We start from the raw sequence: 24,656 nt of genomic DNA, 5'->3' as shown, positions 1-24,656 counted from the left end.
TGATACCGTTGCGAGGTGCCTCACCCATGGTGGCTGGATCTTCGGCAAGCGCTGAAAGCAGGGGCGGGCAGTGGGCCGTGGTAAGTAGGTGGTTGGTTACCGAGAGGAAACCGGAGTCGACAGGAAGGCCAGCGTGTGGGAGTTTTCAGATCGTCTATAAACGAGAACCCCTGAATGATTTACTGCAGAGCATTGCGGCAATCAAACAGGGGCTCCCTGAGCCGGTCGCGGTCAGGCGGGTGCAAAGCCCTTCCGGTGCGACCGGTAAAAGGTGGAGCGGAGAAGTTTCTTACGGCACTCTAGCGGCGCGGATTTCAATTTCAACCAGCCAGCAGTCGTTGACCAGGTCGGCGACCTGCACAAACGAGCGTACGGGCTTCATCGGATTCTCTTCGGTACCGAAGAACTGGGTGTAACCACGATTAAAGCCGTCGAAGTCCAGCAGGCCGAATTCACCGGCAACGGCAAAAGCCCTGACCTGGACGATATCCGACATGGACCAGCCTTCGGCTTCCAGCGTGTCTTTGAACCGGGAGAACGTATTGATAGCCTGCTGCTCCATGGTTCCGCAGCTGCCATCTTCCATGCGCCGTGAACCGGAGCCACTCAGGTACAGGGTCTCGGCTCCGGGTGGAATCTTGATCGTGGTGTAAAAGAGGCGCCCTTCGCCCTTTCGTTCAATGAAATCAGCGGCGCCACCTGACGGCTGCGATACCGCCTGTCCCGGCGGTGTAGGGGCCTGGGCATGGATTGCGCCGGTACCGGCATCGCCACGGTTGGCCAGGTGGAAGGACAGCATAATAGCTCCCACGAAAGAAAACAGCAGCAGTGTGGAAGGTTTGATGGCCGGAATCAGGCTGCGTTTTGCGCCAGTTTGAAGACTGTCAGACATGTTTGGTTCCTCGTGTGTTGCGCGCCCGGGGATCGGTTGCTACCTAATCTTTGGGTGCCAGGTTTAACTACTATTTGTCGAATTGAAAGTCGTTGATTAATCAGTCAAGCGTATTGATGTAGGTGACAACATCCTTAACCGCCTGATCGCTCTGCAAGGTCCGGGCTGACGCACGCATCTGGGCACCAAGTGTATCTTCTGGATGGCCGCCGCGATAGCCGGACCTGTACAGGTTGAGCTGACGGTACAGGTACCAGCCATCCCGATCTGCCAGGGCTGGAGCATTCAGGGCTTCGCTGCCTTCTCCGGCCGGGCCATGGCAGGCGGCGCAGGCCGCGTACAGCTGCTGGCCGGCCGCGGCGTCACCCTCGGTATAAGGCTCTGGTTCGGGTTCCGGCCAGCTCGTCACTTCGCTGACCAGCATCTCGATTTCCGCATTACTGATCTGGCTCACCGCCGATCTCATTTCGTAGGCGGGGATATAATCTTTCTCGGCACCACGCCAGCCGGCGCGGAACTTTTCCAGTTGGCTGCGCAGATACCAGGGTTCGAGGCCAGCCAGGCTGGGCCCTCCTACCACGGGATTGCCCTGGCCGTAGGCGCCATGGCAGGTGGCGCAGACCTTGTTGCCCACGCTCTGGTAGGTTGTGTCCAGTTGCGTGTATTGCTGCGCCAGAATCTGGCTGCTCTGCAGGCCGATAAACAGCCCGGTCGTGATCACACAGGTTTGCATGAGTTTTTTCATGATGCTTCTCGTAATCCTCAAACTCAGGAGAGTGGCGTGCCGGGCATCGCTGTCGCGCCGCCGGATTGCCTGCTCAACATGTCATTGATGGCCCAGTGTGCGGAAAGTATCGCGCTTTCCTGCCAGGCGGAGTGTTTGGTTACCTGATCGCCGATCATGTAATGGCGGCCGCCGGCCGGTCGCCTGAGCGTCTGAAACATTTCTTCTGTCTCCGAGCCAGGGCCGCTTCCCTGTGCGCCGGGACCGCCGCGCCACCTGGCAGCGCAGCCCAGCATGTGGTTCATCCGGTGCCAGGCGATGGTGATGCCTTTCTCCACGTGCTGACGGTAATCCGGGTGCAATTTTTCACCCTGCTGGATCGCAGTCTCGAGACGCTGCTGCTGACTCAACTGGGTAAAGTGCATGCCGCCGCCGAAATCGTAGGCTGCCAGTACGATACCTTTCTCTTTATGAACACCGTGACTCGGGTACCAGACCTGGCGAATGGGGGCGTTTACCCAGGAGATACCGCCATAGATATCGTCCTTCTCCCAGAAGCGTTCCCTGGCCTGGAAAGCGGATTTATACGCCTCACCACGGCGGGGGAAACGCATCGCCTTGATGTATTCGGACGGGAAATTGTTGTCGATGCCTGCCATCAGGTGGCTGGGAATACAGTTGAAGCAATAGTCCGCTTCAAGCTGGTACTTGATGCCTCTGTGCTCGTAGATGACATCGACGCCACTGTTGGTCAGTTGCACGGAGCTGACCATCACGTTATAGAAAATCTCAGCTTCCAGTTGCCGGACGAAGCCTTTGACAATCATGTCCATGCCGCCAACCGGCTGGAACAGGATCGGGCCGGTTTCCCCTTCGTTGGCGGACAGCGCATTGCGCATGAAACGGCTCTTCAGCAGCTCACTGAACGCGAGTGGCGCCTTGGGTTCGCCTTCATCGAGATAACCGCCGGACAAATAACCACCTCTTGTGCTGCCCTTGAACACGTCGTCCTCGCTGAGATCGCCAAAATCGCGCACCGCATTCATCAGCGAATCTAGCTCCCACTGGTCGAGTGGCGCGTTCATCTGGTCGGCGTCGAGGCTCTTGGCCATGATTTCGGCCATGAAGCCACGTGCGCTGGTAGTAAACTCGGTATTCTTTACAGGCTTGCCGCCATACATGGCGTCGTCCTGGAAGTAGCATTCCTTGTTTTCGTTGATGAAAACCTCCAGCTCCACACCCAGTTCCTTGCAGTAGTTCATCAGGTTGCGATGGCTGCTGGGGATACGGGCGGGGCCGGCGTTAAAGTACATGTGCGGTTCGTCGTCGAACTCGCAGATCTGCGGGTTGCCGACCTCGTCGATCAGATCGCCGGAGCGGACTGTCATGCAGCGCCCACCTGCCTTGGCTGCGGCTTCCAGCACAACCACCCTGTAGCCAGCTTTCTTCAGCTCGTAGGCAGCGGTAAGTCCGCCGATGCCGGCTCCCAGCACCACCACGCTTGGCGGGTTGTTGGGATCTGCCTGGGGAATGCGGGGGCGGGCCAGCTGGGTATCGGGTATCAGGTTCAGGGCGGCGCTGGCGTTCATGACCAGGCCACTGGCGCCGGTGGCGGCGAGCAAGGTAAGCAATTCACGCCGGGAAATGGTTGTCTTCATGATGCAAAAATCCTGTCACGAAATGAAACTGCAGGAGAGGGCTGGCACCTTGCAACCGGCATCCGTGCGGACACCTGTTCTTACCTTGGGAGGAGAGTAGCCTTCAAATCCTTATGAAGGCTACACAGGGGGCTAGTTTCCTTCTCCTTAAGTTCGCTATTGGTTGAATTCAGCTTTATTCAGCCAGAGTCCCGTACTGTCGGGACTGCTGGCTGAACCTTTCGATTATAAGCTGAAGTTGATGCGTCCGTAATAGTAACCACCGGCCCAGGGCACCAGCGAGCCGGAGTTATAGATTCGACCCCGGGTGTCTGACTGGGGCAGTCGGATCTCGTCCGGATACTCGTCAAAGGCATTCCGCGCGCCAATAGTGAAGCGCAGTCTTTCATTGAACTGGTAGGTGCCTTCGAGGTCGATGTAAAGCTCCGGGTCGAACGTCTGAGTCTGGAACTCTGTTCCATCGATGGACGATCCCTGGTCCGGCCGCTGTGAGACCGAGTACTCGCCGAAGTAACGACCCCGGGCTACAAACGTAAAGTCGCCAAAACTATGGGTAGCCGTCACGATCGCATTACTTTCGAGCAGGTTGTTCTCAAAATTGAACTGCGAGAATGGTGCGAAGAATTCGCTGACATTGCCTTCCAGTTCCTGCTCGTTATAGTTGTAAGCGAACGAAAACTCGGTGCTCTGGCCATTGCTCCATTCAACCGGGTAGGTGGCGACAATGTCCAGGCCTCGGTTCACCGTGTCAAAGGTATTGGCATACCAGTTGATTTCGCCCAGTGACTCCGGATTCGGTACATTGTTCTGTACCAGCAGCAGATAGTTCGCGTACCCCTCGGAATTGGCCGGGTCGGTGGAGACGGGTCGGTTACTCACGGAGTTGACGCGGCCGTCTATCTCGATCTGGTAGGCGTCGACCGTCAGGGTAAGCTCCCCGATGTCAGCCGTAAAGCCCAGGGTGTAGTTCACCGTGTCTTCGGCATCGAGTGGCTGGGCTCCCAGTGCCGAAGCCGCGGGGCTGGTGGCAGGGAACAGGCCGACGTTGACCGGGGCGCCGAATGGCAGAATTGTCCTCACGTTGGTGGTGAACTGCTGCCCGGGAGTCGGTGCACGAAAGCCGGTACCGGCAGAACCACGCAGTGCGAAATTTTCCGTCATATAGAAGCGCGCTGCCACTTTTCCTACCAGCGTGTCGCCGAAGTCTGAATAGTCTTCGTAACGGACGGCCGCCTGCAGCAGCAGCTGGTCGGTCACATCCGCTGATACATCCAGGTAGCCTGCGTATGAATCACGTGAATTCTCCCCGGCGGCAACGGGCGAGAATCCCGGGAAACCGTCGGAACCTACGCCCCAGCTGGTGTAGACCGGGTCGGACGAGTCGGCGCAGTCCAGTGTCGAGCCGTTGGCGATAACACCAAGTCCGATCAGCGTCGGCGCGTTATCCTGACAGAAACCGAAGGGATCTGACTCGGCCCAGGGGCCAGGCAGGTAGGAAGCATCGTCGCGCGCCCGCACGATCTCGAAGCTTTCGTCCATGTAGCTGGCACCAAAGGCAACGACTACCGGGCCGGCCAGCCCATCCACTTCGATTTCCTGTGAAAAATCAGCCTGGACCTGAGTTTCCTCGTTAATCAGGTCCCCCACATTCATATCAGTGGGCGAAAATGGGCCGTAGGACGGGTTCCAGGTATTCCACAGGCGATACGCGATCTCACTGCTCCCGAATCTGCCGCTGACGTCCCAGTTCAGGCCTCCAGCGGTCTGCCCGCGAACGCCGCCGGTTGCGGAATAATCCCTGACCCGGCCTTCAAAACGGGGTGTGTAACCGGCTACGAAAGTCGGCCCAAGGCCCTGACTGGCCGTGACGCCCCATAAGCTGCCGTCGGCCAGACGGCGGAAACGCCTCACGTTGCCAGTACCGGGATGACGGTAGTTGAAGCTGCCATCGCTCAGACTGTCGGAAAAGTTGGCGAAGCCATAAAGCTCGACACCGTTGTCGAGGTCATACCCGGCATTCATGAACAGGCGCAGCGCATCCAGATTGGGCTGTCCCCAGGGCTGGACCGTGTCGCCGGTTACCGAGGCGAAGCGCAGCGCGTTCTGGAATTCAGGTGTGAGGGCTGCCTGACCGACCGTGGAGGTCGGGTCGAAATCGGGGCTGTTCACGTCGATACACGGGTTGGTACCGCCGCAGTACTGATCGTTGCGTTCAACGAACTCGATATCGCTGTATTCACCTGAAAGATTCAGAAAACCGGCATCCCCCAGGGGAAAGCCGCCGTTGACCTGGAAGGTGCGTTGGAAACCATCACCCTCATATTGCTGGCCGGTGTCATAGGTCATGGTGAAGCCGTCGGTATTTTCCTTCAGGTTGAAGTTGATTACCCCGGCGATGGCGTCCGAACCGTACTGGGACGAAGCGCCGTCGCGCAGGACTTCAATACTGCCGATAGCGACGGTCGGAATGGTGGCGACGTCAGGGCCCTGATCGCCTGAACCCGGCTGCAGCAGTGCCGACCGGTGTCGTCGCTTGCCGTTGACCAGGGTCAGAGTGTACTGCGGTGGCAGTCCGCGCAGCTGGAACTGGCGAACGAAGGTCGCACCGTCTGAAATCGGTGAGCGTGGATTCTGGAAAGAGGGTACCAGCGACTGAAGCACATCGCCGGTCTCCACAAATGAAACTTGTTCAATGGTTTCTGTGTTGAAGGTATCAATTGCCACCGGCGCATCTGTTACCGTGCGTGGCCGGCCGCGCAAACCGGTAACGACGACTTCCTCAACAGTTTCCTGCTGTGCCTGAAGAGATGTACTGGTCCCGAGTACGGCACTGATAGCCAGCGCCAGGCTGGATAACTTGGTAAACGAAGGATGTTGCTTAAACATTAAGGTCCACTCCCGATAAGACAGATAGATAGGTAGTAAGGGTTGAGAGACAAGTCTCGGCCTGTGGGTCAGGGCCGTGAAACGACCCGATAATTATTCGAAAGGCGGCTTAATTGGTCCTCCTGTTACCCTCCTAAAAACCTACTTTTGCGAAAGTAGAATTTCGGTAGGTGCTTTAATGGCACCTTAATTGCTACTAAATCCCAATAGAAACAAACAGGTAGCTCGAAGGCCCGGATTTTCTGCGGAGGCGGCGGGCCGGCTGCCAGGGATGACCCAGGAAAGGGCATCCAGAGCGCATTAATGTTTTAAAGTAATCTTTTTGGTGCATAGCATGAAATCACCTGGCGCTATCGGCGCTGTGAAACTGGGTCCATGCCTGGTGAATACGGACGGTTGCACCATCGAACGGGATGGTGAGAAGAGCAAGGTAACGCCACGCAGCATGGATGTTCTGCTGTACCTGGCGGAACATTCCGACCGGATTGTCAGCAGCGATGAATTACTGGATACATTCTGGAGTCCGCTGGCGTCCGACCACGCGGTTCACAAGGCGATAGCCGAGTTGCGCAGCGCCCTGGGCGACAGCGTGCGGGCACAGCGGTTTATCAAAACGATTCCTAAGCGCGGCTACAAGCTGCTGGTAGTTCCCGGAGCTTTCGAGGAGGGTGCGAAGCCCGGGATGTTGCAGACCGCAATAGCCCGCCTGGCCGTCCAGTTTCGCTACGCCGACTACCGGACGCTGGGTATCGGCCTGCTGGTTATGGTGTCGATGTTGACGCTGGCAGTCTTTTCATCCCGCCTCGAGCGGACTCCCCGGGCAAAGGGTACGCTGGTCCTGGCACAGTACCCCTTTCAGTTGCAGGCTGCCGAAAATGACACAATCAGCCTGTTTGCCCAGGGTCTGTACTCTAATCTTATTACCCGCCTCACTGAGGTTGAGTCTTTGCAGGTAATCCCTGTCGATTCCCATGGTGCGGACGAAGGGCAGCCTGCAACCGGGGTTGCACTGTCGGTAGACAGGTCCGATTATCAGGTGCGTGGTGCCATTGTGCAGGCTGATCAGAGTGCCAGCCTGTACCTCAACCTGGTCCGGTCCAGCAGCGGCATAGTCGAGTACTCCAGGCGACTGAACGTCAAGCCGTCGGCGCTGCCGGAGGACCTGGATCCGCTCACGGACAAGCTGGTGGAGCTGATCACATCCCAGCTTTTATCACCGCTGGCTGACGGCGCCGCCACGGTTCGCTCCCGCTTCTAAGCGAAAGCAAGAGTCTAAAGACCGGTGCCCGGTTGCTGCATTGACCTGGCGATTATTCTGTCTTACTGTGCTTTCCTGAACAGCATAATAATAGAACCTGTTTCCGGCCTCCGTGCCCGAGTCATTAAAAAGGGTCAGAAATCAATGCCTTACCCAGCCATCACGCTCCACCTGAAACTCTTTGCCGCCATGCTGATACTGGTTTTTGCCGCCAGTACCCGGGCTGAAGTCACCCGTATTGAGATCACCGACCGCCAGACGCTCAGCTCGGCAGAGGTCGACTATCAATACGAAATCATCAACGGCATCATGACATTCACACTTGATCCGGCGAATGCAGAAAATCATAAGGTTTACGACATCCAGCATGCACAGACAAACGAAGCCGGCCTGGTCGAGTTCAGTGCCGATTTCCGTCTAATGGTACCGTCCGCCGGGATTGCCAATGGCTCATTGCTGTATCTCGTCAACAACCGGGGCGGGCCCTCGGGGGCGCCCGGGGATTTTCCCGAGGACCCCCTGTATGCCCAGGGATTTACCTACCTGCTGACAGGCTGGATCAATGAGTTGGAAGCCGGGGACGGCAGAATACTGCTGAATGCGCCGCTGGTGGGCTCGGCGGAGCAACCCATTACCGGGGATGTGCGCTACGAGGTTATTGTCGGTGAGCCTGACAATGGCGTGAACATCGCTGGCGGTGGCCACCTTGCCTACGAGCCCACCGAGCAGGGCCTTGCCAATGCCAGCCTGACCCATCGGATCAATCAACTGGACACCCCGATTCCCATCGAGCGTTCACAGTTCGACCTGGCGGTGTCATGGCCGGACGGCAGAAACCAGCCAATAGTCACTCTTAATCTGGATGGGGGATTGCAGCCGGGGCATATTTACGAACTGGTTTATGAAGCCAGAAGCCCGGTCCTGGCCGGTGCCGGTATGGCCGGGATTCGCGATAGCGTAGCCTTAGTTCGTCATGGCGCTGACGAGGGTGGCGCGCTGGCAGCTCAACTGTCGGCACTGGGGCTTCCCGCTATCGAGCATACCATTGCGCTGGGTAATTCCCAGAGCGGACGCCTGCTACGGCTTTTTCTTTATGACGGCTTCAATGTGGACCTTGACGGCCGGCGGGTCTTCGACGGAGTGATTCCGGTGATTGCCGGGGCGGGCTTCGGTATGTTTAACAATCGCTTCGCCATGCCTACCCGAACCAACGGCCAGCATGAAAATGAGTTGTTCCCCAACGATCTGTTTCCGTTCACTTACGGAATCAGCACGGATCCCTACTCAGGTCGCAGCGACGGTATTCTGCGGCGCAGTATGGAGACTGGTACGGTACCCAGGGTTATGCACATTCAGACTTCAAACGAGTACTGGATACGTGGTGGTTCGCTGCCACACACTGACCCCTGGGGAACCACGGACGCGGAGATCCCGGATTACGTGCGTTTTTACTCCATCGGCGGATCGCAGCATGGCTCTGGCAACGGGTTACCCCGTGCCTCCAGCACAACTCAGTTGCCGCGTAATCCTAATATGTGGGCGCCGTTCAGCGCATCGTTGCAGGTCGCGATGCACCAGTGGCTGGCTGACGGTGTGGAGCCACCTCCCAGCCGTTATCCGAAACTGGCAGATGGCACTTTGGTTCCTTCCCATCTTCCCACTGGTGAGATCAATCCGCAGGCCTGGAATCCACTGCCGGGCATCAATCATCCCAAGGACATGTACCGGGTGGCTTACGCCGATTACGGCGAGCGCTGGCAGCAGCAAAGAATAATCGACATTCATCCCCGGAGTTCAGATGATCTTTATGGGGTGCTGGTGCCGGCTGTGGATCGCAACAACAACGATCTCCCGGATAGCACACTGCTCCCACCTTTGACGCAGGTGCCACTTGCCACTTTTGTGCCCTGGAATCTGAGGTCGCAAAGTACCGGTGCTGAAACCGAGCTTGCCAGGCTGGCCGGCGGTTATATACCGTTCGATAATAATCGGGAGCAATCAGACGATCCCCGCAATACGATCGACGAGCTGTACAGTTCATTCGAGGATTATCTGGCGAAGTATGAGGCGGTCACCGATCGCCTCATTGAGGAACGCTACCTGCTGCCGGAATACAAAGATGCCTACATGGCGATCGCCAGGGCTAACAAGGCAGTCTTTGACTGAAAAAGTTGCGCAAGTAACAATCATGTCGGCGGGCCAGCCGGAAGGCGCCGCCGGGCGGGGCCTGTCGGGCGCAACTGTCAGGCGTCGCGCGCAGGGAATGACACTCCCCTGCCAGGCGTGACAGCGACGCAGTGGCGCCCGACAGATTCGTGCAGAGCATTGTGGTGATTAATCAGAGGCTCGCTAGTTTCCAAGCACCCGTGCGGCACGAATTTCGATTTCGATCAGCCAGCCATCGACCACCAGTCCGGCGATCTGAACAAACGAGCGCACCGGTTTCTGGGCATTTTCCTCTGTGCCGAAGAATTGACTGTAACCTCTGTTGAAGCCGGCAAAGTCAAGCTGCCCGTCCGGGCCCGCGACGGCAAATGCCCGCACCTGAACGATATCTGACATGGACCAGCCCTGACTTTCCAGAGTGTCCTTGAATTTGCTGAAGGTGTTGACCGTCTGCTGTTCCATATCTCCCCAGGTGCCATCTTCCTGCTGGCTGGCACCAGTGCCACTCAGGTACAGCGTCTCTGCTCCGGCCGGTATGAAGATGGAGTTGTAGAAATAGCGACCTTCGCCAACACGCTCGATTTCCTGGGCGTTTACCGAAAGTGCCGCTGCGCTGAGAGCCAGGCCTGCCAGGAGGGAGCTGATAGTCAGTTTCATAGTTGGATTTCCTTGTTGGCGGGCCTTACCGGCCCAGTGTGTTAATGTAACTGACGACATGCCTGACCGCCTGTTCGTTAGGCAGCATGTTGGCCATGGGAATCATCATGGCGCCAGATCGGTCGTCCGGGTGACTGCCACGGTAACCCGCTTTGAAATTGTTAAGTTGTGTGACCAGGTACCAGTCGTTCTGCCCGGCCAGTGCCGGTGCCCCGTAGGCCTGATTTCCTTCCGCCCGTGACCCGTGGCAGGACTCACAGCTTCTGTATAGAGTACGCCCGCGGGTCACGTCTCCCTCAATGGTGACCTCTGCCGGTATATAGTCGAAAGTCCCCACCCAGGCAACAATGTCAGCAATGCTCGTATCGGTCAGCTTCGCAGCCATGGGTTGCATGGCCAGCCCCTGCTCGTCTTCGGGGTGGGTGCCCCGGATACCGCCCCGAAACTTTTCCAGCTGAAGCTTCAGGTACCAGGGTTCCATGCCAGCGATCCGCGGTGCCTGGATGCCTACATTGCCTTGCCCTTCGGCGCCATGGCAGGTCATGCAATAGCGGTCATCCAGAGGCGCGGGAAGACCGACATCCTGTGCCTGAGCCAGATTCAGGCAGGTCGTTGCAGTAATCAGAAGTAACAGGGTCATTAATAGTTTCATGCTGCTGCCCTCACTCGCTGGTCCATGTCTGACAGGGCAAACTTCGCTGATTGAAATGCGCTTTCCATCCACGCCGAGTGCTGACTGATCTGATCTCCGATCATCCAGTGACGCCCATTCACCGGTTGCTGCAGGGTGTGATACATGGCTTCTTCTTCCGCGGTCCAGCCGCCACGGCTGCGCTGCCAGCGCGCCGAACAGCCCAGCATATTGTTCATCCGGTGCCAGGCGATGGTGACGGGTTTTTCGACCAGCTGGCGATAGTTCGGGTGAACTTTCTCGCCGTGGCGCAGCAGTTCTTCAACCCGCTGTTCCTGGGTCATCTTGGTATAGTGCATGCCACCGCCAAAGTCGTAGGCAGCCAGGATCACACCTTTTTGTTTATGAATACCGTGGGGCGGGTACCAGATCTGCCGGATCGGTGAATTCACCCAGGTGATACCGGCATAAATTCCCTCGTCCTCCCAGAAGCGTTGTTTGGCCTGGAAGGCGCCCTTGTAGGCTTCACCCCGGCGAATGTATTTCAATGCGTTCCGGTACTCGGCAGGGAAGTTGTTAGGTATGCCCGTCATCAGGTGGCTGGGAATACAGTTAAAACAGTAGTCGGCGCGCAGATTATGCCGTTGGCCGTTCTGCTCGTAGGCCACTTCGACACCGCTATCGTTCACCTGCACTGACTTGACGGCGGCGCCGAACCGGATCCTGTCGGCAAGGCGGTTGGCGAATGCATAGGGAATGCGGTCCATGCCGCCAACCGGCTGCATCAGCACCGGGCCGGCGCCGGTGCCGGTGTCGGTGGTAACCATCAGGCCGGCCGCCAGGCGGGTTTTCAGCAGCTCGCGAAAGGCGATCATGGCGTTCTTGGTGCCATGGTCGAGAAAACCTCCGGTGGCATAGCCCGCCCGGTAACTGCCTTCGAAAAGCATGTCCTCGTTGAGATCCCCCAGGCTGCGGACGATCCGCAACAGGGATTCCATTTCTGCCTCGGTGAATTCTTCGTCCATCTGTCCTTCGGTCAGGGATTTGGCGAGCATCTCCGCCAGGAAACCGTGCATGTTGGTATGAAAATCGGCGTTTCTGACCGGCTTGCCGCCATTCAGCGCATCATCCTGCACCCAGGCCCGCATGCTTTCGTTGACGAAAATCTCCAGGTCCACGTCCAGCTCTTTGCAGTAGCCCAGCACGTTCTGGTGATTGCTGGGAATACGGGCGGCGCCGGCATTGAAGTACAGATGGGGTTCGTCATCGAACTCGCAGCGTTGGTAATTGCCGATTTCGTCGATGACGGTGCCCGCACGGACCGTGAAAACCCGCCCACCGGGCCGATGGGAGGCTTCCAGAATGGTGCAGTCGTAGCCGGCTTTGGTGAGTTCCCAGGCTGCGGCGAGGCCGGACAATCCTGACCCCAGTATTGCCACCGTCCTGCGACCGGCCGCCGCCCGTTGCAGGGACAATTCGGCGGCCTGGCCCGGTTGTGGCATCAGACCCAGCGCGGTGCCGGCCTGCAGCAGGGCGGAGGTGCCGCCGTAGGCACCTAGCAGGGATAGAAAATTTCGGCGTGTAACGGGTCTTGTCACGGTTAGGGTTCTCCACTTCTGATGCCGGGTATTGCGCGGACTGGCGGGTAACACTGGCTCCAGTCCGCTCCGGATTTGTGCGTTTTTCCAGGACATACAGGCAGGCTTTGGCCTCACGCGCCCCGGACTAGTGCCGGTTTCGATGTCTCGGGCGCAATGCTAGCAGGCACACGGCAGAGCCTGCCACCCCGAACTACCCAATTTTGTGCGAATTACAGCAGTTTTGGTTGAATCTGGTGCACAAGAGGTCTATCCTCGCGCCCGGGCGCGCTGGATTTTCGCTGAATTACCACAAATTCGCGATGAGTGCACAGGTAAGCGATGAGTGCACCAGGCTGCCCACTGAAATTGTCGTAATGATCAGAACACTACCTATTGGGGGGATATTAATGTTCACTAAGACAAAAAAATCGTCCATTTTGGTGCCGGCAATCCTGCTGGCCACTGCGGCTCCTTATGCGCCTAACCTGCTGGCTCAGCAGGATACTGTAGAGGAGGTGGTGGTAACCGGTTCCCGCCGCGCACCTCGAACCGCGTTAGAGTCGGCTGCACCGATCGACGTGTTCGGCGCCAACGATTTCCAGGATCAGGGTACGCCTGACCTGAATAACCTGCTGCGAAACCTGGTGCCGTCCTACAACGTCGACACCCAGGAAATCAATGATTCCAACAGTCTGGTAAGGCCCGCCACGCTGCGTGGGCTGCCTGCTGACGATACCCTGGTGCTGGTCAACAACAAGCGCCGCCACCGTTCTGCCGCTGTACAGTTTGGCCGCCAGGGCACCCATTTCCCGGATGTCTCCCAGATTCCACCGATCGCCCTGCGGCAGGTGGAAGTATTGCGTGACGGCGCCGCCGCTCAGTACGGTTCCGACGCAATCGCCGGTGTTCTCAACTTCCTGCTGAAGGAAAACAACTCTGGCATTTCCCTGGAAACCAAGCAGGGCGAGCACACCGATGGCAATGACGGGGAGCTGTCCTATGTGGCCGGTAATATCGGTCTGCCATTGGGTGACGACGGTTTCTTCAGTTTCAGTTTCGATGTTGTGGACCAGAACAAGACCGATCGGGCACGGCAGCGTGACGATGCGCAGGGCCTGATCGATGCGGGCAATACGTTTGTCCGCACCAACCCGCCGGTGATGGTGCGCGGGCTGGCGGATACCAACACGATCAACCTGTTTTACAACTCCGGCATTACCCTCAGCAATACCATGGAGGTGTATTCCTTCGGCAGCTACAGTGAGCGGGAAACCGACCTGGGCTTTTTCTATCGGAACCCGGAAAACCGTGGCGGTATCTTTACCAGCGGCTCCAACCAGCTGTTCATCGATGAAACCGCAGATGGTACGGGCAACTGCCCCATGATCCCGCGGGGTATCGACCCGGTGACCGGAGTCACCAGTTCCCTTGCCGGCCGGGAAGCCGGCCTGGCCGATCCGGACTGCTTCACGTTTCTGGAGTGGTTTCCGGGTGGCTACACACCTGATTTCGGTGGCGGCATCCGAGACTTTTCCGAAGTGGCCGGTATCCGCGGCGAGATCGGTGAGACCACCTATGACGTCAGCCTTGGCGGTGGTTTTTCCGAAGTCACTTACCGTCTCACTAATACGGTGAACGCCTCCATGGGTTCCGATTCGCCGACCAGTTTCGAACCGGGCATCTACACGACGGTTGAGAACAACTTCAACGTCGACCTGGTGACTCCTTTCGAAGTGGGTCTGTATTCGCCGCTCAGTGTGGCCTACGGCCTGGAATGGCGCCGGGAGATCTTCAAGGTCCGGTCCGAGGACGAAAACTCCTACCTGATCGGCCCATATGCCCGCCAGGGCACCAATGTGGGGTCGGACGGCTTCCAGGGTTTTGGTCCCCAGCAGCAAGGCAGCTGGGCTCGTATGAACTGGGCCTTTTATGTGGACCTGGAAGCGGACGTGACCGAGCGACTGCTGCTCGGTGCGGCACTGCGCTATGAGGATTTCTATAACACCTTTGGCGATACCACCAACGGCAAGGTGACCGGTCGCTACCGGCTGACCGACAACATCAACCTGCGGGCCACCTGGGGCACCGGTTTCCGGGCACCATCGCCGGGTCAGGCTAACATCTCCAACATCAGCACCGGCATCAATGCCGATACCCAGGTGCCACAGGCAGAGGGTCAGATCCCCCCGACCAATCCCATTGCGGCGCGCTTCGGCGGCAAGCAATTGGGACCTGAAGAGTCTGTCAACCTGAGCATCGGTTTTGCCACCCAGATTGGTGATCTGGATCTTACGGTCGACTATTTCAAGATCGAGATGGAAGACCGGATACTGAACTCAGGGGACATCGTGATTACCCCGGCGATTGCCGCCGAACTGGAGGCGTCTGGCATTTCCGGTGCGCGCAACATCGTGGAATTCAATTATTACACCAACGACATGGATACCACCAACGAAGGTATTGACGTTGTCGCGGCCTGGGACTACAACTGGGGCGATCTGGGAACTACCTCGTTTCAGGGTTCCTGGGCCTGGATGGATCAGAAGATCGACAGGGTAACGCCGGGGCTGTTGAACCGGGCCAACCTGGCGGACCTGACCGACAGCATTCCAGCCAACCGGGGTAATTTCCGTGCGTACCACAACGTTGGCGACTGGCGCTTCCTGGTCTCCGCCAACTACTACGACGAGTACTTCATCGTGCCCTCAACCGGCGATCCTGCGCGGGATTACTGGGGCGATGCGGAAATCATCTGGAATGGCGAGGTGTCCTATACCTGGAACAACCGGTACGAAGTTATTGTCGGGGCCGACAATATCTTCAACACTTACCCGGGCAAGGTCAGGCCGATCGACCAGAACTCCAGCACCAGCAACATCTACCGTAACGATGCGCCCTTCAGCGGCAACGGTGCGTTCTGGTACTTGCGACTGCGGGCTGACTTCGACTACTAGTAGAAGTTAATCTGACTTCAGCGGAGCTGGAACACGAAAAATGCCGGTCACTGTTCAGGTGGCCGGCATTTTTTTTTTGCAGAGAGCCACTGTAGGCTGAGCGGTATGTGCCACGGAAGCTGGACATCGACCAGGCGCGGAGCTACCTTTGAAGCAGCATTTCTCAAGTTTTTACCAGTTTCCCTGTCGTTTCGTGGCTGTCTGAATACTAAGTTCCAGGTTGTCCGCGGCGGGTTAAGGGGGTTGAATTGAATCCTTACAGCATTGCCTCTTTTCATGGTTCGACCAGCGGGTTGCGCGTGATGGTTCTACTGGCGGCATTGTCGCTGGTGTCCGGGTGTACCGGTATCAAGGTCGATTCCGGGTTCAGTCCTGATCCGGAAACCACCGCACGCGTTATCGCCCAGGACAAGGATCGCTTCCCCGCTGTCGACCCGCTGTACCTGGATGACAATCTCAAACTTTTTCTCGAGCGACAGGTCGGCTTTGGTGGAACGGTGAGAGAGCGGGTTGAAAAACTCCAGAACCTGTTGTTCAGTGCTGAGTTTCTTGATCTGCAATACAGTGATGAACGCACTCAAACGGCAGTGGAAGTCTTTGACTCAGGCGAGGGTAACTGCCTGTCGGTGACGAATCTGTACGTGGCGGCGGCAAGGTATCTCGGTATTGATGCCAGTTTTCAGGTCGTCAAGGTGCGACCCAGCTGGGATCGAAAAGGCTCGCTGGTCGTTGTCAGCGAACACATCAATGCGGTCGGGAAACTGACCCCTTTTGAAACCTACGTGGTGGATTTTACCCCGGACCTTGCCCTGCAACAGCTGACCGCCCGAGCCGTGTCGGATCAGCACGCGCGAGCCATGTATTTCAATAACCTGGCAGTTGAACAGTTGGTAATCAGAAACTACCAGGCGGCGTTAGATTACCTGCGTAATGCCTTGTGGATCATGCCTGATCTGGCCATTGCCTGGAACAACATAGGCACAACTTTCAACCGGTTGGGCGACGCTGAGCTGGCTGAGTACGGTTACCAGATGGCATTTCACTACCAGCCGGATAATGCCGCGGCAGTGGGGAATCTGGCCCGTTTATACGAGGCGCAGGGTGCCAGAAGCAAGGCGGCCGCATTGCGGCGCGCGGTGGTGCGCGTCAATCGCGCCAATCCCTATTACCATTTCGAACAGGGCAATTTCGCCTTTCAGGACGGGCGCTTTGACGAAGCGATCAGCTTCTACCAGAGAGCAATCCGCCTTAATGAGTACGACCCGGTTTTCTACGTTGCACTGGCCAATGTTTATGACGTCAGGGGTGATGAGCAACTGCAGCGCCGCATGATGCGCACCGCGGCAGAAATTCTGGTGGACAGTCAGTTCATCTATGTCCCCAGCGATCAGAAACTGCGGATTCTCGACTCAAAGACTATTCTCAACGACGCCAGTGCGGGACTCACGATCGCCATCGAGTAGCCCGGCCCAGTTCCCCGTGCTGACCGGCTCGCCGCCAGCCGGATTCTGCCTGGCGATGGGATGAGCCGGCCTGAATTTCGCCGTGCGGCACTGCGGTCCCAGCGAGCTGCGGACAGCCAGGCAGGGCGGACAGCATAGAATGCATGGCTTTGATCCACGCCAGGTGCCTTAGTTCACACGCTGCCCATTCATCCAGGTCTGCAATACTTCCGTGGACCAGATTTCATTGCTGGGCACGGTCATGATGTCCCGATCGATAAGAATGAAATCAGCCTTTTTGCCTGCTTCCAGTGAGCCAAGCAGATTCTCCTGGTGGCCGGCATAGGCGGCATGCAGGGTAAAACTGGTTAACGCCTCCTCCCGTGTCATCCGTTCTTCCGGATACCAGCCTCCCGGCGGCTCATTGCTGTGATCCTGCCTGGTGATGGCCGCATGCAGTCCGAAAAAGGGATTGGGCGATTCAACCGGGAAATCCGAGCCGTTGGCAATCAGCGCACCGGCTTCCATCAGCTTGCGCCAGGCATAGGCACCCTGGATCCGCACCGACCCCAGCCGGTCCTCAGCCATGTTCTTGTCACTGGTGGCGTGTGTCGCCTGCATGGACGGAATGACCCCCAGTTCACTGAAGCGCAGGATATCGTCGTAGGTGAGTACCTGGGCGTGTTCGACACGATGTCTGAGATCCCTGGTACCGGTTGCGGCGATCAGTGCCGCGTAGTTGTCGAGCACTACCTTGTTGGCACGGTCGCCAATAGCATGGGTGTTCACCTGAAAGCCGGCCTGCATGGCGGCCCTCATGAGTTCGGTCAGCCTGGCGGGCTCGAGCAGCAGCAGGCCGCGGTGCCCTTCCATGTCGCTGTAATCCTCCAGCAGTGCGGCACCGCGGCTGCCGAGGGCGCCGTCGGCGGAAATCTTGACGCTCCGTATCGACAGAGTCTGATCCGCGCTCTCATAGTACCCGGCAGCCAGATTGGCCGCGTTGGCCGGGTCGGTAGCGGCGAGCATGGCGTAGATCCGCACCGGCAAAGGCCCCTCTTCAAGGAGTGACTTGTAAGCCTCGACCGTGCTGGCACTCAGGCCCGCATCATGGACGCTGGTCAGGCCGAAGCGTGCCAGCTCCGTCATGGCCCGGTGCAGGGCGAATTTCAGCTCATCCTGGGTCAGTGCCGGTATGTTCCGGGTGACCAGCCCCATGGCATTGTCTACCAGGACACCAGTGGGTCTGCCCTCGTTGTCACGGATAATCTGGCCGCCCTCCGGGTCGGGTGTGCTGACACCAATGCCGGCGATTTTGAGTGCGGCGCTGTTGGCCCAGCCGGCGTGTCCGTCCACGCGGGACAACCAGACCGGGGTATCCGGCAGCAGGGTATCCAGGCTGGCGCTGGACGGAAAGTCACCGCCCTCCCACAACACCTGATTCCAGCCCCGGCCCTGGACCCAGGTCAGGTCGGGATTGGCCGCCTGAAACGCCTGTACGCGCCGGGCCGCTTCCTGTTCTGTGGTAGTGCCGGTCAGGTCAACACGCAGCAGGCTGAGGCCGAAATTCAGCACGTGCCCATGGGCATCGATCAACCCGGGCAGCAGGGTGTTGCCCTCACCATCGACAACCGTCAGGTCCGCTCCGCCCGGCAGTCTCTCGCCGGTACGGTACACGCGATCGACCCTGTCATCGGTGAACTGCAAAGCCGCAAACTGCTGCAGGTTCTGGTCCGTGTCCAGGGTGTAGCCATTGACGTTGACTACCAGCGTCGTCTGTCCAGCTGCGGTGCCTGCCAGCAGGGCGGGGGCTACCAGAAGAAGACTGCGTGTTGCCGTCAGGGTTGAGCTGAACCAGGCGGAAAGGCAGGCGGAAAGGTAAGTGAGAAAGTGTTGCATGATGCTGTTAATCCTTGCTAAGACCGAATTTTTGCCCGAGGCCCTAAGCCTCCATCAGGAAGAGACCGGCAGGCGGTGATGTTACACTGCCTTTGGCCGTTGGTTAAGGAACCGCTGATTCATTACCGCGACGTTGTACAGTATTGAATCAACAGTTGCTTAAACTCTGTCATTACCGGGGTGTACCACTTATTTTCTGCCATTGCCTGGCCGAAACTGTGAAGGAGAGTATTAACATGGCGCTGGAATTTCCGGACCTGATCAGGTCACTGCCCGTCTTCGAGGGGCCCTTTGATGCGTTCAAACTGGAAGCGGATCGTTTCAAGGTTCTGTTCGCTTCCTACCCGGCGGGAACGGACATTCCCGAGCACGAGCATGAGACGGAAAACCTCGGGCTGGTCACCCAGGGTTGCCTGATTCTCACTACCGGCGGCGAAACCCGCCGCCTGGAGACGGGTGCCTGGTACCACCTGGACTGTCATCAGCGCCACGGGGCAAGCTTTGACCAGGACACCCAGATCATCGAGTTCTGGTTCGACCGGGGCTAGGAGGCTGTCGGATTTAACACTGATCTACTGCGGAAAAGCCGGATTTCCCGATCTTTTTCGTTAAATAGTTCAACTATTCGCCTCAAAAGATCGAAAAATCCGACTCAGATCGGCTTTCCCTCGTTACGATCGGTTAAGTCCGACAGCCTCCTAGAAAATGGCGTTGACGGTCAGGAACAGAACCGAGGGCCCCAGCAGGCAACCCACTCCCGTGTAGAAAGTAGCTGTCATGGCGCCATAGGGAACCAGCTTCGGGTCGGTGGCGGCCAGGCCCCCGGCGACACCGCTGGTCGTGCCCATCAGGCCGCCGAAAACCATGGCGGATTGAGGGTTGTCGAGGCCGATATGGCGGGCCACCATGGGGGTGCCGATCATCACCAGGATGGACTTGACCAGTCCGGCGGCCACGCTGAGGGCGATCAGCTCGGAGCTGGCCCCGATCGCGGCACCGGTGACGGGCCCCACGATATAGGTAACCGCCCCGGCGCCGATGGTGGTGATTGCCACCGGATCGGTGTAGCCGAACAGTACTGCCACCAGGCCGCCGACCACGAAGGAGACGATGACTCCGGCAAAAATTGAGATCACGCCGGCCAGCCCGGCTTTCTTCAATTCACTCAGTTGAACCCCGAAGGCTGTGGCAACGATAGCGAAATCCCGGAACATGCCACCGCCCATGACACCGACACCGGCCAGGATAGTGATATCTGCCACGCCGGTATTACCGCCGGTAAAGAGCCCGCCTATATAGGCAGCGACCAGGCCCAGGGTGATAGCAATCGCCGAGCCGTGGATGCGTCCAGCGGTCAGGCGATCCGATATCACGTAGGAGAGCCAGACCGTCAGACCGACAGCCGCAAAGGCCACTACCAGGCCGTTGCGGGTAAAGGTTGCTTCCAGGACTTCCATTATTCCGCCCCTCCATCCGGTCGCTCGACGGGCTCGGGGCCGGAGCCGATCCGGCTGAGCACTGGCACCAGGGCGAAGCTGACTACTACGGCAGCGACTCCGGCTACCAGAGCCAGCAGCCCGCCGTCCACGGCAGCCACCACGTTCTGGCGTGCCGCCATGGCCACTACGATAGGAATGTACATGGCGCTCCAGAACTTGATGCCTTCACCGGAGAGGCCATCCACCAGATGTTGCAGTCGTTTGGTATTACAGGCCAGCACCAATAGCAGCATCGCGATGCCCACGCCGCCGACATTGGCTTCCACGCCGATCAGCACGCCCAGATATTCGCCAACCAGCATACCCAGTACCAGGCAGGCGGACAGCACTGCGACACCATAAATTATCATCTGATTTCCTCTTTTTATCAGGATGCCGGCCACCCGGTCGCGCTCTGTCTTTGGGGCACTTCGAGGGCCTGATCCGTTATTATCGAGACAGCCCGGATGATATGACGGAAGCCTCTTTTAAGGAACCACTGATTAACGCAGGGATCGTCGGGCAATTCAGAGCGCGTCGCGTCGCTTCATCGTGAATAGTGGTTTTTCCTTCTGTTGCACCGTGCAGCCGGTTTGACTTCCTGGGCTTGTTTATAGGTTAATTACGCTCCCGGCGTGGCCCGGGAAGGATTTCAGTCGACCGCGCCATCGACCTGACAATACAAACTGGATCATTTGGGGGAATCACCTTGAAATTCGCAAAAACCTTAACCGGCGGCCTGGTCGCTGCCTTGAGCCTGACGTTGTTCCCGGGATCGGTAACAGGCCAGGATGTCACCGCAGACATACTGGAGAACGCCCAGGACTATTCCGACCGCTGGGTTACCTACGGGCGCAATTACGGCGCCTGGCGGTACATGCCCGATGACCAGATCAATCGCGACACGGTCGAAGACCTGCGTCCGGTGTGGATCAAGCAGACCGGCGTTACCGGCGGTGCTTTCGAAGTGACGGCGCTGGTGAATGACGGTCGTATGTACCTGACCACGGCCAACAGCCACCTGATCGTGGTGGACCCCCTGACTGGACAGGAGCTGTGGCGTTATGACCACGACTTCGAAAATGTCGACCTCTGCTGTGGTCCCCACAACCGGGGTGTCGCCCTTTACGAAGACAAGGTGTACTGGGGAACCCTGGATGCTCACCTGATGGCTTTTGATGCGGCTACTGGCATTCAATTGTGGGACGTGGAGGTAGGTGATCATCGTGAATCCTTCTCCATTACCGGCGCGCCGCTGGTGGTCAAGGACATGGTGTTGATCGGTGTCGGTGGTGGCGAGTTCGGTATCCGCGGCTATATCGATGCCTACGATGTCAACACTGGCGAGCGGCGCTGGCGTTTCTATACGGTCCCCGGACCCGGTGAAGCTGGCAATGAAACCTGGGAAGGGGACTCCTGGCGCACCGGTGGTGCCCCCACCTGGGTAACCGGTACCTATGACCCGGACACCGACTTTGTATTCTGGGGCACGGGCAACCCGTGGCCGGATATCAACAACAATGTGCGCTCAGGCGATAATCTGTACTCCAATTCCGTGGTCGCCCTGGACGCCGATAATGGTGAGTTGCGCTGGTTCTTTCAGACTTCTCCCCGGGACGAATTCGATCACGATTCCACCAGTGAGCCGATGGTCATCGACGAAATGATCAATGGCGAGATGCGCAAGCTGATCATTCAGGTGGCCCGTAACGGCCATGTCTATGCGCTGGATCGGGAAACCGGCGATTTCATCTATGCGGCCGAGTACACCCGGGTAAACTGGGCGGACCGCGACGAGAGCGGGCGTCCGGTTCTCAAGGAAGAGCTGTATGATCCGGCCGGCACCGTCATTTATCCGGGCCTGTATGGGGGAAAGAACTGGCCGCCGGCATCCTACAGCCCCAACACCCACATGCTCTATATTCCCTCCAACGAGTGGGGCACCAATTTTATTCGCCGCGAGGGAGAGGGGCGTCCGGGCACCATGGACCTGGGCGGTATCCCGCGCTTTGAACCGGATGCCACCGGCCACGTCGTGGCTTACAACATCCGTAGCGGTGAAATCGAATGGCAACAGGAACTGCCGGGTTCGTTCAACTGGGCTGGCACCCTGGCCACCGGTGGCGGCCTGGTCTTTGCCGGCGGCCCCGACGGGTATCTGCGTGCCTTCAACGACGAAACCGGCGAGCAGTTGTGGCAGTTCCAGACCGGCAGCGGCATCTACGCACCGCCGACCAGCTTTACCATCGACGGCAAGCAGTACATCGGTATCGCCTCTGGTACCCGTGACCCGGTGACGCGGGCCGGGGTTGCCACCGGGATCGCGCCGGGGAATTACATTCTGTTCAGCCTGTAATTTCAGGATGAGCTGCAACTGGAGAGAATAGAGTGAGAGCGATGAAAAAATTACTGTTGATACTGGTCGCAACGGCCGTCCTGTCCCCCCGCGCCAACGCCGGCGTCGGGGAAGGTCAGGAGCTGTACGATGCCTATTGTCAGGTCTGTCATGGCGGCCTGGGCGAAGGTCAGACCATGGGTAAATCCCTGACTGACAACAGCGCCAGGAACCTCTCTGACCAGGCGTTGCTAGCAGTAATTACCGAAGGGCGGTCCGGTACCGGTATGGCCGCCTGGGGCTCTTCGTTCAGCGACACGGAAATTCTCGATGTGGCCAGCTATATCCGGGTGTTACAGGGCGGCACAGGTTTGACCCTGTTCGATGAAGCTGCCACGGTCAGTGACGATCCCCAGGTGCTTGCCGGGGAGCAGCTCTTCAGCAGCGCTGGCGGTTGTGTCACTTGTCACAGTTATCGCGATCAGGGCGGGTCGGTCGGGCCCGCCCTCGATGGCGTGGCATCGCGGCTCGGTGAAGAGGGCTTGCTGCAGGCGCTGCGTAATCCTTCCGCGACTATCGCCGACGGCTACCAGGCAAAAATTGTGGAACAGCCGGACGGATCGGTGATCCGCGGCCGGTTTCGCAACGATTCTGAACTGGCGGTGCAAATACAGAGCGCTGACGGTGCGCGCTGGGTAACCTATTTCAAGGCGCGGGTCAGCTCGATCACCGATGCCGAAGAATCCCTGATGCCGGAAATATTTTCCACCCTGGATGCAGAGCAACAGCAGAATCTGCTGGCCTTTCTCAAGTCGCTTTAGTCGCTGCCAAGGAAGAGTTGGATTCTGGCGCGCTAATAAATAAAGAAGCTGACCAGGCTGAACAGCAGGGCGCCGATAATGAGCAGTACGCCGTAGGTAGTGCTGATGAAGACGAACTTGAAGGTTGTCTTCAGAAAACCCTGGGCAAAGAACAGGCGCAGGCTGAGAAACAGGTAAGCAAGAACCCACAGGTTCAGTGCCGAGCCGAGAAATCCGGCGATAGCGGGTACTATGCTGAAACCGGTCCAGATCAGAAGATCCAGCAGGAACAGCAGAATATAAACCAGGAAAAGAAAGCTGTGGTTGTTGATGGTCAGCAGCAGGTGTTCAACGTAGTAACGACCGGATCTCAGGTAGATCAGTTTCTGCAGCAGGGCGAGCAGGGGTATCATCACCAGTAACAGCAGCGGCACGCTTTCCAGCAGCTGATCGATAAACTCACTGGGATCGTCGCGCAGGGCGGCGATATTGTTGACGGCTCGTTCCTGAAGCAGGCTGATAAACTGATTGTTCCGTTGCTCTGACAGGAACGGAATCTGCACTCTCTCAAGTAATTCCGTCACACCGGACTCCAGTTCCTCCAGGTCCAGTTCCTCGCTGGCAGTCTCTTCGTCGTCTAAAACCAGCTCTGATTCATCCAGGTTCTGATCGATATCGATTCCCGCCGAATCCAGAAACAGTTCCAATGAAACTGTGAACAGGAACGCCAGCACAAACACCAGGAACAGGCGCACCGGTGGCAGGTACCTGGCGCGGCGGCCGGCCAGGTATTCTCTTGTCAGCCAGGCGGGCCGCGTGAACAGGTACCAGAGGGTGAGGTAGGTTTTTGATTCGAAGGCGAACAGTCCCTCGAGGGTTTCCAGTACCAGTATTGGGAAGAAACGGACAACCAGTTTGTCCTGCTGTCCGCACTCATGGCAATACTCGCCCTGCAGCACTGCGCCGCAATTGCGGCAGTGTTTCATGCTGGCCCCGGCCGGGCCGGAGGGGTTCTGGCCTGGCGGGCTTTCGGTGTCTGACATGTCACTTTCCGGCGGTCGACAGTAGCTCGTACAGGAACAGTTTAATGGAGAGCGGCTGATGACGGCCAGAGCAGATTGACTGAGCAGGGGGGAGGGTGTCTGAAAAAGACAATCTTGCCCTCCGCGAGTGAGCTAGGTGTTTTCTTGGAGGGCAAGATTATACAAGGAGCATACTGTACACAAACAGGCAAACGGTAGAATAACAGCCGAAGGCTTAAACCGCCCTATCTGGTACAGCGGGACGAACAATAACACC

Annotated in this window: 18 protein-coding genes; 7 read left to right on the top strand and 11 right to left on the bottom strand. The window is 58.0% G+C overall.

The annotated features are described in order from the left end of the window. Positions 1-289: 289 nt before the first annotated feature. The 4 genes from R3F50_03895 to R3F50_03880 all read right to left on the bottom strand — a co-directional run bounded on the left by R3F50_03895 (position 290) and on the right by R3F50_03880 (position 6,160). Entirely contained in the window at positions 290-892 is a 603-nt protein-coding gene (locus R3F50_03895; GenBank protein ID MEZ5489446.1) for a Rid family hydrolase, read from the bottom strand. A gap of 100 nt (positions 893-992) precedes the next feature. Further along, a complete protein-coding gene (locus R3F50_03890) occupies positions 993-1,637 on the bottom strand; it encodes a c-type cytochrome (protein ID MEZ5489445.1) in 645 nt (214 codons plus the stop codon). 23 nt (positions 1,638-1,660) lie between these two features. Further along, positions 1,661-3,274, bottom strand: coding sequence for an FAD-dependent oxidoreductase (locus R3F50_03885; protein MEZ5489444.1), 1,614 nt, complete (start codon positions 3,272-3,274; stop codon positions 1,661-1,663). A gap of 225 nt (positions 3,275-3,499) precedes the next feature. After that, positions 3,500-6,160: a TonB-dependent receptor gene (locus R3F50_03880; GenBank protein ID MEZ5489443.1), complete on the bottom strand. Its 2,661-nt coding sequence runs from the start codon at positions 6,158-6,160 to the stop codon at positions 3,500-3,502. 334 nt (positions 6,161-6,494) lie between these two features. Between R3F50_03880 and R3F50_03875 the strand changes: the two genes are divergently transcribed. Further along, entirely contained in the window at positions 6,495-7,418 is a 924-nt protein-coding gene (locus tag R3F50_03875; GenBank protein MEZ5489442.1) for a winged helix-turn-helix domain-containing protein, read from the top strand. A 144-nt stretch (positions 7,419-7,562) separates the two neighbouring features. Next, positions 7,563-9,584: an alpha/beta hydrolase domain-containing protein gene (locus R3F50_03870; GenBank protein MEZ5489441.1), complete on the top strand. Its 2,022-nt coding sequence runs from the start codon at positions 7,563-7,565 to the stop codon at positions 9,582-9,584. A gap of 183 nt (positions 9,585-9,767) precedes the next feature. Here R3F50_03870 and R3F50_03865 read toward each other — a convergent pair whose 3' ends face one another. Genes R3F50_03865 through R3F50_03855 form a run of 3 tightly spaced genes read right to left on the bottom strand, consistent with a single transcriptional unit; the run spans position 9,768 to position 12,470 of the window. After that, complete coding sequence (locus R3F50_03865; protein ID MEZ5489440.1) at positions 9,768-10,241, bottom strand: Rid family hydrolase; 474 nt, start codon at positions 10,239-10,241, stop codon at positions 9,768-9,770. A 25-nt stretch (positions 10,242-10,266) separates the two neighbouring features. Beyond that, entirely contained in the window at positions 10,267-10,893 is a 627-nt protein-coding gene (locus tag R3F50_03860; GenBank protein ID MEZ5489439.1) for a c-type cytochrome, read from the bottom strand. Further along, positions 10,890-12,470 (bottom strand): FAD-dependent oxidoreductase, encoded by a 1,581-nt coding sequence (locus R3F50_03855; protein ID MEZ5489438.1) that lies wholly within the window; start codon positions 12,468-12,470, stop codon positions 10,890-10,892. The genes R3F50_03860 and R3F50_03855 overlap by 4 nt, the downstream gene beginning before the upstream one ends. 389 nt (positions 12,471-12,859) lie before the next feature. Here R3F50_03855 and R3F50_03850 point away from each other — a divergent pair, with 389 nt between their 5' ends. Then, positions 12,860-15,406, top strand: a complete 2,547-nt coding sequence (locus tag R3F50_03850) for a TonB-dependent receptor (GenBank protein MEZ5489437.1) — start codon at positions 12,860-12,862, stop codon at positions 15,404-15,406. Positions 15,407-15,654: 248 nt separating this feature from the next. Further along, a complete protein-coding gene (locus R3F50_03845) occupies positions 15,655-16,869 on the top strand; it encodes a tetratricopeptide repeat protein (protein MEZ5489436.1) in 1,215 nt (404 codons plus the stop codon). Between the two features lie 168 nt (positions 16,870-17,037). Here the strand turns inward: R3F50_03845 and R3F50_03840 are convergent, their stop codons facing one another. After that, a complete protein-coding gene (locus R3F50_03840; protein ID MEZ5489435.1) occupies positions 17,038-18,744 on the bottom strand; it encodes an amidohydrolase in 1,707 nt (568 codons plus the stop codon). Between the two features lie 236 nt (positions 18,745-18,980). On the opposite strand from R3F50_03840, the gene R3F50_03835 reads away from it, so the two are divergent. After that, on the top strand, positions 18,981-19,292 hold the full coding sequence (locus R3F50_03835) for a cupin domain-containing protein (GenBank protein MEZ5489434.1): 312 nt from the start codon (positions 18,981-18,983) through the stop codon (positions 19,290-19,292). A gap of 150 nt (positions 19,293-19,442) precedes the next feature. Here R3F50_03835 and madM read toward each other — a convergent pair whose 3' ends face one another. Continuing rightward, positions 19,443-20,204: a malonate transporter subunit MadM gene (gene madM, locus R3F50_03830; protein ID MEZ5489433.1), complete on the bottom strand. Its 762-nt coding sequence runs from the start codon at positions 20,202-20,204 to the stop codon at positions 19,443-19,445. Continuing rightward, positions 20,201-20,593: a malonate transporter subunit MadL gene (madL, locus tag R3F50_03825; GenBank protein MEZ5489432.1), complete on the bottom strand. Its 393-nt coding sequence runs from the start codon at positions 20,591-20,593 to the stop codon at positions 20,201-20,203. Before madL ends, madM begins: the two co-directional genes overlap by 4 nt. 338 nt (positions 20,594-20,931) lie before the next feature. On the opposite strand from madL, the gene R3F50_03820 reads away from it, so the two are divergent. Beyond that, positions 20,932-22,578: a PQQ-dependent dehydrogenase, methanol/ethanol family gene (locus R3F50_03820; GenBank protein MEZ5489431.1), complete on the top strand. Its 1,647-nt coding sequence runs from the start codon at positions 20,932-20,934 to the stop codon at positions 22,576-22,578. Positions 22,579-22,619: 41 nt separating this feature from the next. Then, a complete protein-coding gene (locus R3F50_03815; protein MEZ5489430.1) occupies positions 22,620-23,378 on the top strand; it encodes a c-type cytochrome in 759 nt (252 codons plus the stop codon). A 32-nt stretch (positions 23,379-23,410) separates the two neighbouring features. Here R3F50_03815 and R3F50_03810 read toward each other — a convergent pair whose 3' ends face one another. Then, positions 23,411-24,400 (bottom strand): DUF3667 domain-containing protein, encoded by a 990-nt coding sequence (locus R3F50_03810; GenBank protein MEZ5489429.1) that lies wholly within the window; start codon positions 24,398-24,400, stop codon positions 23,411-23,413. Positions 24,401-24,656 lie beyond the last annotated feature (256 nt).

This window comes from Gammaproteobacteria bacterium (assembly GCA_041395725.1).
Lineage (GTDB): Bacteria > Pseudomonadota > Gammaproteobacteria > Pseudomonadales > Pseudohongiellaceae > NORP240.
The sequence above is the reverse complement of the archived record's forward strand: the minus strand, read 5'-3'. Positions and strand labels throughout refer to the sequence as shown.

Coding starts and splice junctions, on each gene's coding strand:
- R3F50_03895 (MEZ5489446.1), bottom strand. CDS start 892: ATGTCTGACAGTCTTCAAACTGGCGCAAAACGCAGCCTGATTCCGGCC.
- R3F50_03890 (MEZ5489445.1), bottom strand. CDS start 1,637: ATGAAAAAACTCATGCAAACCTGTGTGATCACGACCGGGCTGTTTATC.
- R3F50_03885 (MEZ5489444.1), bottom strand. CDS start 3,274: ATGAAGACAACCATTTCCCGGCGTGAATTGCTTACCTTGCTCGCCGCC.
- R3F50_03880 (MEZ5489443.1), bottom strand. CDS start 6,160: ATGTTTAAGCAACATCCTTCGTTTACCAAGTTATCCAGCCTGGCGCTG.
- R3F50_03875 (MEZ5489442.1), top strand. CDS start 6,495: ATGAAATCACCTGGCGCTATCGGCGCTGTGAAACTGGGTCCATGCCTG.
- R3F50_03870 (MEZ5489441.1), top strand. CDS start 7,563: ATGCCTTACCCAGCCATCACGCTCCACCTGAAACTCTTTGCCGCCATG.
- R3F50_03865 (MEZ5489440.1), bottom strand. CDS start 10,241: ATGAAACTGACTATCAGCTCCCTCCTGGCAGGCCTGGCTCTCAGCGCA.
- R3F50_03860 (MEZ5489439.1), bottom strand. CDS start 10,893: ATGAAACTATTAATGACCCTGTTACTTCTGATTACTGCAACGACCTGC.
- R3F50_03850 (MEZ5489437.1), top strand. CDS start 12,860: ATGTTCACTAAGACAAAAAAATCGTCCATTTTGGTGCCGGCAATCCTG.
- R3F50_03840 (MEZ5489435.1), bottom strand. CDS start 18,744: ATGCAACACTTTCTCACTTACCTTTCCGCCTGCCTTTCCGCCTGGTTC.
- R3F50_03835 (MEZ5489434.1), top strand. CDS start 18,981: ATGGCGCTGGAATTTCCGGACCTGATCAGGTCACTGCCCGTCTTCGAG.
- madL (MEZ5489432.1), bottom strand. CDS start 20,593: ATGATAATTTATGGTGTCGCAGTGCTGTCCGCCTGCCTGGTACTGGGT.
- R3F50_03815 (MEZ5489430.1), top strand. CDS start 22,620: ATGAAAAAATTACTGTTGATACTGGTCGCAACGGCCGTCCTGTCCCCC.
- R3F50_03810 (MEZ5489429.1), bottom strand. CDS start 24,400: ATGTCAGACACCGAAAGCCCGCCAGGCCAGAACCCCTCCGGCCCGGCC.